We start from the raw sequence: 14063 nt of genomic DNA, 5'->3' as shown, positions 1-14063 counted from the left end.
CCAAGGGGGCTTTTCTTTTAGAGTGATCTTTCAGGGTTTCATTTCAAGTAGTCGTAAAGTGATCTCACACCAAAGAAGCCTTCCGGTTTTCTCATGATGAAACTCTTACCCGGTTCCAAGAAAATAAAGTCATCTTCTGGAATCTCTTCAGACAGAATTTTGATTCCGAAAGCAGGATTTTCAGCAACTATTTCCAATGTTTCGTCATGATCTCTGACAGAAAGTTTTGGATCCGTAAGATTCACTTCTCTCCATTTTTTGAAAAGTTTATAATTTCTGAAGACACTTCCTTCAATTTCTACTTCAGCAAAGAAAACAAAATCGATAGGAGAAGAAACTTTGTCCACAATGGTAACACTATCTGGCGGTAGATTAATTTCGTAAAAATTCTCGAACATTTGTTTTCCAAAAAAGTCGTACGCTGAAAATCTGACCTTAGCCTTTTTCGATTTTCTCAGATCGCTCACAACGAGTAAAACCACCCTATCATCGTTCTTTTTCACAACGGGTAAAACATCCGTAAAGAATCTTTTTGCATAGTAGTAAAGAGCTTTTGGCCTTTTGAAATAATCAACGGCAGACCAACTGAAAACAGGCCAACTGTCGTTCAATTGCCAAAAGAGGGTGCCAGCAGTTTTGTATTTTCTACTTCTCCAATGTTCAACACCGAATTTTATGGCTTCTGCTTGATTTATTTGCGACAAGTAAACAAAGTCTTCGAAGTTTCTGCATTTTCCAAAGTTTCCAAATATGAACCTGATCAAGCGTTCTTGTCCTTCTATTTGCTTGTTGTGTTTCAACATTACAGGATGAAAAACATCTCTTTCTTCCGGCTTTGAGAAAAATTCTATGGTTTTCATGTGTGGAGCTCCTTGGAATCCAAACTCACTTATGAATCTTCCGGTGTCCTTTTCGTAATGATCGTAATTGATCCAACCGCTCCACACATTCCACACGTGTCTGTCTCCTTCTTTTTCGCTGTTGGCTTTCTCCCCACCGTAAGGACTGGACGGCCAGTAAGGGGTCGCCGGATCTTCTTGAGCACATATTTTCGGGAAGTCGAAAAGGTACAATCTGTTGCCAAGATTGATACCATCTACTTTTCTAGCCATATTTCCCCATTCGTCGAAACCCCAATTGTTTTCGTTGTTACCACACCACAGCACAATTGATGGATGGTATCTCAGTTTCCTTACAATCTTTCTTGCTTCATCATTTGCGATTTTTCTGAACCACGGTAAATGATCGGGGTATTCCAAACACGCGTACATGAAATCTTGCCAAACCATTATACCAAGCTCGTCGCAAAGTCTGTAGAAGGTTTCGTTCTCGTATATACCGCCTCCCCATACCCTTAACATGTTCATATTCGCATCTCTAGCCATTTTTATCAGTTTCTCGTAATCTTCATCCTTCAGCCACGTTAGAATGTTATCCGAAGGTATCCAATTTGCACCTTTCGCGAAAACTTTTTCGCCGTTTATTTCAAATATGAAGGTTTTCCCTTCTTCATCGGGTTCTTGTAAAATTCTCACCCTTCTCAGACCAATCCTTTTTTCTTCCCTGTAGATCTCCTTCCCCGAATTCTTCAATACGAAAATGAAGTTGTACAGATGAGGCTCTCCAACATTCCATGGATACCAAAGTTTAACATTTTTAAGTTTTATCGTCCCTTCAAAGTGCTTTTCGCCGTTCCTTTCGAAAACTTGAAAATTTCCCAATTTTTCATTGTTTACAATAACTTCCACACTCAAATTCCCTTCGCCATAAACAAAACCATTCACTTTGACGATAGCATCTTTTCCATCTATAGAAAGGATGTAGGCGGTTGAGTCTTGAAGACGAGCGTCTTCGTAGATTTCTAGGTAAACAGGTTTCCATATACCACTCGTGACGATCCTGGCACCCCAGTCCCAGCCATAAGAATATTGTGCCTTTCTGATGTACCCTCTTATGCTATCTTCTGGACCACCAAGAACTCCATAATTTTGTTCAAGTGTTTTGGGAATCCTCACAGGTGACTTTATGACGACTCTCAGGTGATTTTCTTTTTTCAAAAGTCTCTTTATGTCGAATCGATACTCGAGAAACATGTTCTCGGTACTTCCTATGTAAACTCCGTTCAAATACACATCGGAAAGGGTGTCTATCCCTTCAAAAACAAGTTCTACACGTTCTTTCTCCGAAAGTTCTTCCTCGAACTTGAATTCTCTTTCATAAATCCATTCTTTGTCTTCAATTTTTACAAAAAGATCTTCGTTCGTTCCGATGTAAGGATGAGGAAGAATTTTTTCTCTCACCAGATCTGCTTGAACGACCCCCGGTACGGTACCAGAAAGTGTGTGTTCCCCTTCGCTGTCTCTAACTCTCCACACACCGTTGAGACCTATTCTTTTCACAACATCGCCCCCTTTTTTACATGCTCTTGCATATATATAACACAAAATCCTTGAAAAAACAAAATGATAAAATTCAAAAGAGAGGTTAATTTTTTCGGAGGTGGTTGAAAGGTGTACAGACCTGACTTGATAAGAAACATTTGTATAATAGCCCATATAGATCACGGGAAGACAACTCTTGTAGATAGAATCCTCGAGATTACAAACACCGTCGACAAGAGAAAAATGAGAGAGCAATACCTTGACATGATGGACATAGAGAGAGAAAGAGGTATCACAATAAAAGCTCAACCTGTAAAGGTTATGTACAAAGCAAAAGATGGGAACGTATATGAGATAAACATAATCGATACACCGGGACACGTAGATTTCTCGTACGAAGTGGGAAGAAGTATGGCCGCTTGTGAGGGTGCAATCCTACTGGTCGATGCGACACAGGGAGTTGAGGCTCAAACAGTTGCACACACTTATCTCGCTATAGAGTACGATTTAGAGATAATACCAGTGGTCAACAAAATAGATCTTCCCAATGCCAATATAGAGGAAACGATGCTTGAAATAAAGGATCTCCTCGGGGTTGACGAAAAAGAGATTCTACTTGTGAGCGCAAAAGAAGGAACTGGGGTTAAAGAACTTCTTGAAACGATTGTTGAGAGAGTTCCTCCACCAAGAGGAAATGTCAATGAAAAGTTGAAAGCGTTGATTTTTGATGCCAAATATGACAATTACAAAGGTGTGATCGTACACGTTAGACTTTTTGGTGGACAGGTAAAGCCGGGAGATCGTATAATGACGTTTTCCAACGGGAAGATTTATGAAGTCCAAGAAGTTGGGGTTTTCTCACCAGAAATGGTGTCTTCAGATTCTTTGAGTGCAGGTGAGGTAGGTTACATCATCGCAGGAATAAAAGAAGTGGTGGACGCGCGAGTGGGAGATACCATAACTTCGGCGGACGATCCCGTAGATGAACCTCTTCCAGGTTACAGAGAGATAAAACCCATGGTGTTTGCTGGTATGTTTCCAGGGCTTCCGGAGTACTACGAGGAATTGAGAAAAGCACTTGAAAAGTTGAAGCTTAACGATTCGGCTTTGTCCTTTGAACCTACTATGTCTCCTGCTTTGGGATTTGGTTTCAGGTGCGGATTTTTAGGGCCTCTCCATATGGATGTGGTGAGGGAGAGAATAGAAAGAGAATTTGATCTTGCGGTCATTCTTACAGCCCCGAATGTTAGATACAAGGTTGTCTTGAGAAACGGCCAGGAGGTTGAGATCACTGATCCTTCGAAATTTCCTGATGAGGGAGAAATATTGGAGGTTTATGAACCTTACGTTGATCTTTCTATAATAACTCCAACCGATTATATTGGGGCATTGATTAATCTCGTTCAGAACGAGAAAAGAGGTGAATTGAAAGCCACCGAAAACGCTGGAAGGAATCGTGTTATTCTAAGATTCGATGCTCCCTTAGCTGAAATAATATACGATTTCTTTGACAAAATGAAGGCAGTAAGTAGAGGTTATGCGTCGATGGATTACGAATTTAAGGAATACAGGAAGAGTGATCTGGTGAAGGTAACAATATTGGTTAACAAGGAACCAGTTGATGCCCTCTCTTTCATAGTTCATAGGTCGAAAGCATATCAAGTGGCACGTAGGATGGTGGAAAAATTGAAAGAGTTGATACCAAGGCATCAGTTTCAGATTCCGATTCAGGCAAAGGCTGGCGGTAGAATAATAGCAAGAGCTGACATAAAAGCTCTCAGAAAGGATGTTTTGGCGAAGTGTTACGGTGGTGATGTGACGAGAAAGATGAAACTTTTGGAAAAACAAAAAGAAGGAAAAAAGAAACTCAGAGAAATCGGACGTGTTACCATTCCTCAAGAAGCATTTCTTGCACTTCTCAAGATAGGGGAGAGTGATGAAAGATGAAACGGGTCTTCCTAATGGGACTCTTGTTTCTCTTATCCTCTTGTGCTTTATTTAAAATAGAAGTTCCACCAGAATCTTATTCCTTGGAAACGGCTATACGTATACTCGAAAATCGTGAATACACGCTCATGGATTTGAAGAACGTGGATCAATACGCTGAGGTCACAATGCCTGGAAAGGTGGCGGTATTTGAAACCAAAGATGGAGTGATTTTCTTCTATGCTTATAAAGGGGAGGACGCCAAGAAGATCTGGAAAACGATAAGAAAAAAAACGGGATTTTTCTCCGTGAGAAGCATTCTAGATTTGCCGAACATGGGAAAATTTTCTACAATATTGGAAGGAAAAAAGATTGTCGCTTGGTGGAAAAAGAGTTGGTTGTTCATCGTTGAAGGTAAAGATGGGGTAGAAGATTTTGTAAAGCATATTCATGAAGTTTACGAGGTGTTGAGAGGATGATAGTGTTAGGGCATCGTGGGTACTCAGCGAAGTATCTAGAGAACACGTTGGAAGCGTTTTTAAAAGCAATTGAAGCGGGAGCGGACGGCATTGAATTGGATGTGAGGAGTTCAAAGGATGGAAAAATTGTGGTATTTCATGACGAAGATCTGAGAAGGCTTTTCAATATAGATGTGAAAATAAGGGACGCCACAGTTGAAGATTTGAAAAGATTGACAGGAGGTAAAGTAATCACTCTTGATGAGGTGTATTCACATATTTCGGACGATAAGATCATCAATGTTGAAATAAAAGAAAGAAGCGTAGCAAGATCTGTTCTTGAGTTGTCAAAAGATAGAAAGAATGTTATTTTCTCTTCTTTCGATTTAGACCTTCTGGACGAACAGTTCAAAGGAACGAAGTATGGTTACCTTGTGGATGATAAAAACTACGGCACTGTTGAGTTCTTCCTAGAACGTGTCGAAAGAGAAAGGCCTTATTCCTTACACCTTCCTTACCAATTGTTCGAAATGAACGAAGCAGTGGAGCTGGTGAAAAAATTCAGAGATATGGGGATCAAAGTTTTCGTTTGGACTTTGAACGATCCAGTATTCTTTCAAGAAATAAAAGATCATATAGATGGTGTGATTACCGATGAGGTGGAAATCTTTGTGAAATTGAGGTGAAATCTATGGAATATAAAGAATTTGTCGAAACCAGACGCGAGTTGAACGAAAAGGTGATTTCAAAGGGAACATTGAACACAAAACGTTTTTTCAATTTGGATGGAGCTGTATACAGGGAAGGAAAGCTTGATGTAAAGACCAAAGAATTGATAGGACTTGTAGCGTCTCTCGTACTTCGATGTGATGATTGTATAAAGTATCATCTCGTGAGATGCGTTCAAGAAGGTGTCAGCGACGAGGAGTTTTTTGAAGCTTTTGACGTCGCTCTCGTAGTAGGGGGATCGATTGTTATTCCTCATTTGAGAAGGGCGGTGAAGTTTCTAGAGGAGTTAAGGGAGATGGAAAAAAATGGCGAGACTATTTCTCTTTGATGGTACCGCCTTGGCTTATAGAGCTTACTATGCCTTAGATAAATCTCTTTCCACATCAACCGGTATTCCCACGAATGCCACTTACGGTGTGGCACGCATGATCGTCAAATTCATAAAAGATCATATTATCATCGACAAGGATTATGCAGCTGTTGCCTTCGACAAGAGGGCAGCGACTTTCAGACACAAACTTCTCGAAACTTACAAAGCTCAGAGGCCAAAAACTCCGGATCTTCTAGTTCAGCAACTTCCGTACATCAAAAAGTTGATCGAAGCTTTCGGATTCAAAGTACTTGAAATGGAAGGTTATGAAGCTGATGATATCATTGCAACTCTGGCTGTGAAAGGGCTCTCGTTTTTCGACGAGATATTCATAATCACGGGAGATAAGGATATGTTGCAGCTTGTAAACGAGAAAATCAAGGTTTGGCGAATTGTGAAGGGCATATCTGACTTGGAGCTTTACGATGCAAAAAGAGTGAAAGAAAAATATGGTGTTGAGCCTCGACAAATACCGGACTTTCTTGCTTTAGTGGGAGACGATATTGACAACATTCCAGGTGTACCCGGAGTTGGGGAGAAAACTGCTACTCAACTGCTGGAGAAATACAAAAATCTCGAAGATATCTTCGAACACATCCGAGAGCTTCCAAATAAGGTAGCAAAGGCCATTTTAAGAAATAGAGAAACGGCTGTTCTCAGCAAGAAACTCACTACTTTGGAAACCAACGTACCCATAGACCTGGATTGGGAAGAATTACGGTACAAGGGGTTCAACAGAGAAAAACTCCTCTCCGTATTAAAAGAATTGGAATTTGCTTCTATAATGAGAGAATTGAATCTGTACGAAGAGTCTGAGCCCAAGGGATACGAAATTGTAAAGGATTCTGGAATGTTCGAGAATTTGGTTAAAAAGTTGAAGGAAGCTCCTTCGTTCGCATTGGATCTGGAAACTTCCTCGCTTGATCCTTTCAATTGTGAAATTGTAGGGATTTCCCTTTCTTTCAAAGTCAAAACGGGGTACTACATACCCCTGCATCACAAAAATGCAACAAATCTCGATGAAAAGAAGGTTTTGAATGTATTGAAGGAGATTCTTGAAGATCCTTCTTCGAAAATTGTAGGTCAAAACTTGAAATTTGATTACAAAGTGCTCATGGTAAAAGGAATAGATCCTGTTCCACCTCACTTTGACACAATGGTGGCTGCTCACCTTTTGGAACCCAATGAGAAGAAGTTCAACCTCGAAGATCTGGCTCTCAAGTTTCTTGGATACAGAATGACCTCTTACCAGGAACTGATGTCCTTTTCTTCTCCTTTGTTCGGATTCAGCTTTGCGGATGTTCCCTTAGAGAAGGCGGCAAACTATTCATGTGAAGATGCGGACATAGCTTACAGATTGTACAAGGTCTTCAGTGTGAAACTTCACGAGGCAGATCTGGAGAACGTCTTTTACAAGATAGAAATGCCTTTGGTGAATGTGCTTGCCAGAATGGAGCTGAACGGAGTGTACGTGGATACAGAATATTTGAAGAGGCTCTCTGAAGAATATGGAAAAAAGCTAGAAAAACTCACCGAAAATATCTACAAAGTGGCCGGAGAACCTTTCAACATCAATTCGCCAAAACAAGTTTCGAAAATTCTTTTTGAGAAGTTGGGAATAAAACCCCGTGGTAAAACGACAAAGACAGGAGATTATTCTACTAGAATAGAGATCTTGGAAGAGATAGCCAGCGAGCACGAGATAATTCCTCTCATTTTGGAGTACAGAAAGATTCAAAAATTGAAATCGACTTATATAGATACTCTTCCGAAACTGGTGAATCCCAAAACTGGCAGGATACATGCTTCGTTTCATCAAACAGGAACTGCAACTGGAAGGTTGAGCAGCAGCGATCCAAATCTTCAAAACTTACCAACAAAGAGTGAGGAAGGTAAAGAGATAAGAAAAGCCATTGTGCCACAAAATCCCGATTGGTGGATAATCAGTGCGGATTATTCCCAGATAGAGTTAAGGATATTAGCCCATTTGAGTGGGGATGAAAACTTAATCAAAGCTTTCGAAGACAAGGTGGATGTACACGCCTTAACTGCTTCTAGGATATACGGTGTGAAACCGGAAGAAGTGACAGAAGAGATGCGCCGAGTAGGAAAAATGGTGAATTTCTCCATAATTTATGGCGTGACTCCGTATGGACTTTCTGTGAGGCTCGGTGTGCCCGTAAAAGAAGCTGAGAAAATGATCGTTAACTATTTCGTCTTGTATCCTAAAGTAAGAGAATACATCCAACGTGTTGTTGCAGAAGCAAAAGAAAAGGGCTATGTGCGAACTCTTTTTGGTAGAAAAAGGGACATACCTCAGCTCATGGCAAGAGACAAAAACACTCAGTCAGAAGGTGAGCGAATAGCGATAAATACCCCAATTCAAGGGACAGCAGCAGACATTATAAAACTGGCGATGATAGAGATAGACAGAGAATTACGAAAGAGGAATATGCGATCTAAGATGATAATACAGGTTCATGATGAACTCGTCTTTGAAGTACCACACGAAGAAAAAGATATACTCGTGGAATTGGTCAAAGAGAAAATGACGAATGTCGTAAAACTTTCTGTTCCCTTAGAAGTCGATGTGAACATAGATAAAACTTGGTCCTGAGGAGGTTATAGCATCATGGATGCGAAAGTTGTGAACGCTCTTATTGGGTCGGTGTACGAGACCATAAGAGATGTCTTAAGAGTAGAGCCAAAACTTGGAAGACCAAGCGCTGTTACACACATAAGTATTCCCCATTCGGTGGTAACAGTCATTGGAATAACGGGAGGATTGGATGGTAGTCTGATTTATTCTTTTTCATCCGAAACCGCCTTGAAAGTCGTCTCCGCTATGATGAGCATGGAGTACAACCAACTCGATGATCTCGCTATGAGCGCGATAGGAGAACTCGGAAACATGACTGCTGGGAAGTTAGCGATGAAACTCGAAGGTTTAGGGAAACACGTTGACATCACACCACCCACTGTGGTGAGTGGTAGGGATCTCAAGATAAAGAGTTTCGGGGCTGTTTTGAAATTGCCGATTTCTGTGTTCTCAGCGGAGGATTTCGACCTTCATTTATCCGTAAAAAACGGAGGGTGATGAGCATTTCAAAAAATATTTTTCGCGATTTTGGAAAGTACAATATGGTCGTCATGTTCACAACTACTTTGATCTCGAACATTGTTGTAGGTGTTCTCTTGGGGTATTACATTGATAAATGGACCTTCAAAAACGGAGTTTTACTCTTCATTTTCACAATTTTAGGAATTTTTTCGGGTTTATATAACGGTTTTAAAATCCTTTTGAAAGAATCTGAGAGGTATGATAAAAGTGAAAAGGTTAACAAGAAAGATGACAATGGCGATAATAATAATGGGAGCAATTGAAGCGCTTATTTTTGGGATTGTATGTGATATCGGAAAAAGCTGGGGTCCGATCTTGGGAAGCACAGGAGCGGTGTTGAACCTTCTTTCTTTGAAAAACGATATAGAAAAGATGGCTCACAAAAAGACAACAAAAGGTTGGATGGTTGGATTCTTTGGAAGATATTTGTTTAGTGCTTCTTTGCTTTTGATAGGTGGTCTAGTTTCATTTGAGACTCTAATCGGGGTTTTCGTCGGGTTGATGAATTTGAAAATCGTCTCTTTCATCGCTTGGAGGTGGCTGGATTGAAAATCATGTTCACCAGAAAAGAAAAGATATTTTTGACAATCTTTCTGGTTTTGTACATTCTCGTGTCCATCTTGAATTTCCAACAATTGAAAAGGACTCCTATGGAAGAGATCTTTGGAGGCCTCGGAAAGAGATGGATAGTGGATATAAACGGTTTCAGGTTCAATCCCATGACGATTATAATGGGGAGTATTATTGCTGTTTTTCTCATAATACTCGCTTACAAGATGAGAAAATTTGAGATCATTCCCAACAGAAAACAGGCGCTTATAGAATCTATTCTGGAGACTTTTTACGAAATCGTAGATGAATCCATTCCGGACAAACGGTTTGTGAAACCCACTTTTGTAATAGCGACCACGTTGTTTCTCTTCATTGCGGTGTCCAATGTGATCGGTGGAGCAGTGCCGGGAATAAGTGTTGTCGCAGCCAGAGATGGTTCGATTCAGAAAATAGCACTTTTCAACGACACTTGGCAAGCTCCTACGGGGGATTTGAATACCAATCTCACCTACGCAGTGTTTGTTCTCGTCGTCAGTCACGTTTTTGCTATAAAATCCAAAGGATTCAAAGAATGGTTGAAGGGATGGTTTTACCCTAATCCTGTTATGTTTCCAATAAACCTTATTGGTGAGTTGGCTAAGCCGATTTCACATTCTTTGAGGTTGTTTGGTAACATAGGAGGAGGAGCAATCCTTGTATACATTTTGTCTTACATGACAAAGTATTTCTTCGCGCCTATAATCTTTTGGGGATTCTTCGGTATCTTCGTTGGTTTGGTTCAGGCTTTCGTGTTCAGCATGTTAGCAGTAGCTTACATCAGTTCACAACTTTCGTGAGGAGGGATTGCAAATGGAGAATCTGGGAGATCTTGCGCAAGGATTGGCTCTTCTTGGAAAATACCTTGGAGCAGGGCTTTGTATGGGTCTTGGAGCTATAGGACCGGGTATGGGAGAAGGTAACATAGGAGCTCACGCAATGGATGCCATGGCGAGACAACCCGAGATGGTAGGAACAATAACCACACGAATGCTTCTTGCAGACGCCGTTGCAGAGACAACAGGTATATATTCACTTCTTATAGCCTTCATGATCCTCCTCGTGGTGTGAGGAGGGATAGCGTTGGGTTTTTTGGAGATAAACTGGACTTCAGCAGCTATGCTGATGTTGTTCATCCTGATGGTATATTTTCTGAACAAGTTTCTTTACAATCCGTTCATCGAGATGGCAGAAAAACGGAGAAGAAAAGTAGAAAACGACTTGAAAAGTGCTGAAGAACTCAAAAAGGAAGCAGAGAGAATGAAGAAAGAAGCAGAAAAGTTTTTGACTGAGTCTAGACAACGAGCAGATGAAATAGTAGAAAGTGCTCGGAAAGAGGCAGAGACGATTTTGGAGGAAGCAAGAGAGAGAGCCAGAAAAGAAGCGCAGAACATAGTAGATTCCGCCAAAGCGCAGATAGAGATCGAGTACAAAAAGGCAACGGAAGAGATTCAAAAGCGTGCTGCGGAACTCTCTGTGGTATTAGCTACCAAGCTTTTGCAGAAGGTGTTCCAAGATGAGAGATTGAAAAGAGAGTATCTAATCAAAATCCTCGAAGAGGAGATAGAGAAGTCATGAGACTTTCTGCAGTGGCAGGGAGGTATGCAAGAGCGCTTTTAAACGTGGCGATTGAACAAGGGAAAGAAGATGAATATTTGGATTTTTTAGAAATTGTCTGCAATATCTACGAGTCGAACTATGAGTTGTTCGACGATCCTATTTTAAAACCAGAAAAGAAAGTATCCTTGATAAGAAACGTACTTGCGGATTTTGGAAGGAAAATGGATGAGTTCCAAGAGAGATTCTTGATTCTTCTATTCGAGAAAAAGAGACAGAAACTCATTAGAAATATACGAAATTTGTTTGAGCACGAGAAAATTCTCTCGGAGCAGAAAGTACCTGCGGATCTCCAAGTGGCGCACGAACCAAATGACAAGGAGCTCTCTCTTCTTAGAAAACTTGTTAGAAAATTCGCTCTCAGAGATCCCGTGTTCAGGATCTCTGTGGATGAAAGTTTGATAGCAGGGGCGCTCGTAGAATTCGAAGGATTCAGGTTGGATACCACTGTGCGAGGAAGGTTAAGAAAAATTTCTCGAGAAGCCCTCAGAAGGGGTGAGATAAGTTGAGAATAAATCCAGGAGAAATTACGAAAGTACTCGAGGAAAAAATAAGGAGTTTCGAAGAGAGAATAGATTTCGAAGACACTGGAAAAGTTATACAAGTTGGAGATGGTATCGCTCGGGTATATGGATTGAACAAGGTGATGGTGAGTGAGCTTGTAGAGTTCGTGGAAACAGGTGTCAAAGGTGTGGCTTTCAATTTGGAAGAAGATAACGTGGGAATAATCATACTTGGTGAGTACAAGGATATAAAGGAAGGTCATACCGTCAGAAGATTAAAAAGGATAATAGAGGTACCTGTTGGTGAAGAACTTTTGGGTAGAGTTGTCAATCCTTTGGGGGAACCACTCGACGGTAAGGGCCCCATAAATGCCAAGGAGTTCAGGCCAATAGAAATTAAAGCACCGGGTGTCATCTACAGAAAACCTGTTGATACACCCCTTCAAACAGGTATAAAAGCTATAGATTCCATGATTCCTATTGGAAGAGGGCAAAGAGAGTTGATCATAGGAGACAGGCAAACCGGGAAGACGGCAATCGCTATAGATACCATCATCAATCAGAAAGGACAAGGAGTGTACTGTATATATGTAGCGATTGGTCAGAAAAGGTCCGCTATAGCCAGAATCATCGATAAACTCAAACAATATGGGGCAATGGAATACACCACGGTAGTAGTGGCATCTGCCTCCGATCCTGCTTCCCTTCAGTACATAGCTCCTTACGCAGGATGTGCAATGGGTGAATACTTTGCCTATTCTGGTAGAGATGCTCTCGTGGTATACGATGACCTTTCCAAGCACGCGGTTGCTTACAGGCAACTCTCTCTTCTCATGAGAAGACCACCAGGAAGGGAGGCTTATCCCGGAGATATCTTTTATCTGCACTCTAGACTTCTCGAGAGAGCCGTTCGTTTGAACGACAAACTTGGTGGGGGTTCTTTGACAGCGCTTCCTATTGTTGAAACACAGGCAAACGATATTTCTGCATACATCCCTACGAACGTGATATCTATTACCGATGGACAGATATATCTTGAACCTGGTTTGTTCTACGCTGGGCAGAGACCTGCTATCAACGTAGGTTTGTCCGTGTCCAGGGTTGGTGGTGCTGCTCAAATAAAGGCTATGAAACAAGTTGCTGGAATGTTGAGGATAGAACTGGCCCAATACAGGGAACTCGAAACTTTTGCGCAATTTGCAACTGAACTAGATCCTACAACACGCGCTCAAATTATAAGAGGTCAGAGACTCATGGAACTTCTAAAACAAGAACAATACAATCCCATGCCGGTCGAGGAACAAGTTGTGGTTATTTTTGCTGGAGTCAGAGGTTATCTTGACGATTTACCGGTAGAAGAGGTCAGAAGATTTGAAAAGGAATTCTTGAGATTCATGCACGAGAAATATCAAGACGTACTCAACGACATTAAAGAGAGAAAAGAACTCACTCCAGAAACGGAGGAAAAACTCAAAAAAGCCCTTGAAGAGTTCAAATCGTCTTTCAGGGTGTGATGAACGATGAGCAGAGGACGAATGTTGCAGATAAAGAGGAAAATAAATGCTACTCAATCTTTAATGAAAATCACACGTGCTATGGAAATGGTGGCACGCGCGAAGTCGAGAAAGATAGAAGCAGAGTACCAAAAATTTAAACCTTTCTATGAAGAAGTCCAAAAACTGTGGGCTTCGGTACCAGTGGAGAGTTTGGATTCGGTCTTCTTCGAAGAAGGAGAGAGAGAGATAATTGTGGTTATAACCAGTGACATGGGACTTTGTGGAGCGTTCAACAGTGAAATCATAAGAGAGGCTGAGCGAGTAATATCTGAGTCGAAAAACCCTCATCTCATCCTTATAGGCCTCAAAGCCATAAATCATTTCAAATCTGGAAATATACTGAAGATGTACGATAGGTTTTACGAGATACCTGATTTCAGAAATGGTTCAACGATTGTCGAGGATGTACTCGATTTCATGGAAGGCAAACCTGTAAAAGTCAAGGTGGTGTTCAGTCGTTTTAAAAACATTCTCGTTCAGAAACCAGAAACTTTCGATCTCTTGCCACTTAAGCGCGAGGAAAAGAAGTTGAAGGAAGACTTCGAGTACGAACCTTTACCTGAAAGGCTCGTTCCTGTGGCACTTCATTATTATTTATCAACCACCTTGATGGACCTCATGTTTCAAACGAAGATCGGGGAATATTACGCTAGGCAGAATGCGATGAAGAATGCAACAGACAACGCCCAGGAAGTAATCAGAGAATTGACACTGGCCTACAACAAGGCACGTCAAGCCTCCATCACGCAGGAACTTGTGGAAATAGTGACAGGCGCAGAGGCTTTGAAGGAAATTGAAAAATGAGGTGATACTG

15 protein-coding genes are annotated in these 14063 nt (G+C 41.1%); 14 read left to right on the top strand and 1 reads right to left on the bottom strand.

Going from position 1 to position 14063, the window contains the following annotated elements:
* Window positions 1-38 precede the first annotated feature (38 nt).
* On the bottom strand, window positions 39-2399 hold the full coding sequence (locus tag AS005_RS03040) for a glycoside hydrolase family 2 protein (protein WP_101510202.1): 2361 nt from the start codon (window positions 2397-2399) through the stop codon (window positions 39-41).
* Between the two features lie 111 nt (window positions 2400-2510).
* Between AS005_RS03040 and lepA the strand changes: the two genes are divergently transcribed.
* The 14 genes from lepA to atpG are packed head-to-tail and all read left to right on the top strand — an operon-like array spanning window position 2511 to window position 14053.
* On the top strand, window positions 2511-4328 hold the full coding sequence (lepA, locus tag AS005_RS03035) for a translation elongation factor 4 (protein ID WP_101510201.1): 1818 nt from the start codon (window positions 2511-2513) through the stop codon (window positions 4326-4328).
* The gene (locus AS005_RS03030) at window positions 4325-4786 is read left to right on the top strand and encodes a DUF3242 domain-containing protein (protein ID WP_101510200.1); all 462 of its coding nucleotides are present in this window, start codon (window positions 4325-4327) and stop codon (window positions 4784-4786) included. The genes lepA and AS005_RS03030 overlap by 4 nt, the downstream gene beginning before the upstream one ends.
* Window positions 4783-5451, top strand: coding sequence for a glycerophosphodiester phosphodiesterase family protein (locus AS005_RS03025; protein ID WP_101510199.1), 669 nt, complete (start codon window positions 4783-4785; stop codon window positions 5449-5451). Before AS005_RS03030 ends, AS005_RS03025 begins: the two co-directional genes overlap by 4 nt.
* A gap of 5 nt (window positions 5452-5456) precedes the next feature.
* Window positions 5457-5822 carry a carboxymuconolactone decarboxylase family protein gene (locus AS005_RS03020; protein WP_101510198.1) on the top strand — a complete coding sequence of 122 codons (366 nt, stop codon included), beginning with the start codon at window positions 5457-5459 and terminating at the stop codon, window positions 5820-5822.
* Window positions 5800-8481, top strand: coding sequence for a DNA polymerase I (gene polA / locus AS005_RS03015; protein ID WP_101510197.1), 2682 nt, complete (start codon window positions 5800-5802; stop codon window positions 8479-8481). Before AS005_RS03020 ends, polA begins: the two co-directional genes overlap by 23 nt.
* 15 nt (window positions 8482-8496) lie before the next feature.
* Entirely contained in the window at window positions 8497-8961 is a 465-nt protein-coding gene (locus AS005_RS03010; protein ID WP_101510196.1) for a chemotaxis protein CheX, read from the top strand.
* On the top strand, window positions 8961-9248 hold the full coding sequence (locus tag AS005_RS03005) for an AtpZ/AtpI family protein (RefSeq protein ID WP_101510195.1): 288 nt from the start codon (window positions 8961-8963) through the stop codon (window positions 9246-9248). The genes AS005_RS03010 and AS005_RS03005 overlap by 1 nt, the downstream gene beginning before the upstream one ends.
* Complete coding sequence (locus tag AS005_RS03000) at window positions 9184-9534, top strand: ATP synthase subunit I (protein ID WP_101510194.1); 351 nt, start codon at window positions 9184-9186, stop codon at window positions 9532-9534. Before AS005_RS03005 ends, AS005_RS03000 begins: the two co-directional genes overlap by 65 nt.
* Window positions 9531-10373, top strand: a complete 843-nt coding sequence (atpB, locus tag AS005_RS02995; protein ID WP_199203820.1) for a F0F1 ATP synthase subunit A — start codon at window positions 9531-9533, stop codon at window positions 10371-10373. Before AS005_RS03000 ends, atpB begins: the two co-directional genes overlap by 4 nt.
* A gap of 13 nt (window positions 10374-10386) precedes the next feature.
* Window positions 10387-10644, top strand: coding sequence for a F0F1 ATP synthase subunit C (locus AS005_RS02990; protein ID WP_101510193.1), 258 nt, complete (start codon window positions 10387-10389; stop codon window positions 10642-10644).
* A 12-nt stretch (window positions 10645-10656) separates the two neighbouring features.
* Window positions 10657-11151, top strand: coding sequence for a F0F1 ATP synthase subunit B (gene atpF / locus AS005_RS02985; RefSeq protein ID WP_101510192.1), 495 nt, complete (start codon window positions 10657-10659; stop codon window positions 11149-11151).
* Window positions 11148-11699, top strand: coding sequence for a F0F1 ATP synthase subunit delta (locus AS005_RS02980; protein WP_101510191.1), 552 nt, complete (start codon window positions 11148-11150; stop codon window positions 11697-11699). Before atpF ends, AS005_RS02980 begins: the two co-directional genes overlap by 4 nt.
* A complete protein-coding gene (gene atpA, locus AS005_RS02975; protein WP_101510190.1) occupies window positions 11696-13207 on the top strand; it encodes a F0F1 ATP synthase subunit alpha in 1512 nt (503 codons plus the stop codon). The genes AS005_RS02980 and atpA overlap by 4 nt, the downstream gene beginning before the upstream one ends.
* Before the next feature lie 21 nt (window positions 13208-13228).
* Window positions 13229-14053, top strand: a complete 825-nt coding sequence (gene atpG / locus AS005_RS02970; RefSeq protein WP_101510189.1) for an ATP synthase F1 subunit gamma — start codon at window positions 13229-13231, stop codon at window positions 14051-14053.
* Window positions 14054-14063 lie beyond the last annotated feature (10 nt).

This window comes from Thermotoga sp. KOL6 (assembly GCF_002866025.1).
Taxonomy (GTDB): domain Bacteria; phylum Thermotogota; class Thermotogae; order Thermotogales; family Thermotogaceae; genus Thermotoga.
The sequence above is the reverse complement of the archived record's forward strand: the minus strand, read 5'-3'. Positions and strand labels throughout refer to the sequence as shown.

Coding starts and splice junctions, on each gene's coding strand:
- atpG (WP_101510189.1), top strand. CDS start 13,229: ATGTTGCAGATAAAGAGGAAAATAAATGCTACTCAATCTTTAATGAAA.
- AS005_RS02980 (WP_101510191.1), top strand. CDS start 11,148: ATGAGACTTTCTGCAGTGGCAGGGAGGTATGCAAGAGCGCTTTTAAAC.
- polA (WP_101510197.1), top strand. CDS start 5,800: ATGGCGAGACTATTTCTCTTTGATGGTACCGCCTTGGCTTATAGAGCT.
- AS005_RS03000 (WP_101510194.1), top strand. CDS start 9,184: ATGATAAAAGTGAAAAGGTTAACAAGAAAGATGACAATGGCGATAATA.
- AS005_RS03005 (WP_101510195.1), top strand. CDS start 8,961: ATGAGCATTTCAAAAAATATTTTTCGCGATTTTGGAAAGTACAATATG.
- AS005_RS02990 (WP_101510193.1), top strand. CDS start 10,387: ATGGAGAATCTGGGAGATCTTGCGCAAGGATTGGCTCTTCTTGGAAAA.
- AS005_RS03030 (WP_101510200.1), top strand. CDS start 4,325: ATGAAACGGGTCTTCCTAATGGGACTCTTGTTTCTCTTATCCTCTTGT.
- AS005_RS03010 (WP_101510196.1), top strand. CDS start 8,497: ATGGATGCGAAAGTTGTGAACGCTCTTATTGGGTCGGTGTACGAGACC.
- AS005_RS03025 (WP_101510199.1), top strand. CDS start 4,783: ATGATAGTGTTAGGGCATCGTGGGTACTCAGCGAAGTATCTAGAGAAC.
- AS005_RS03020 (WP_101510198.1), top strand. CDS start 5,457: ATGGAATATAAAGAATTTGTCGAAACCAGACGCGAGTTGAACGAAAAG.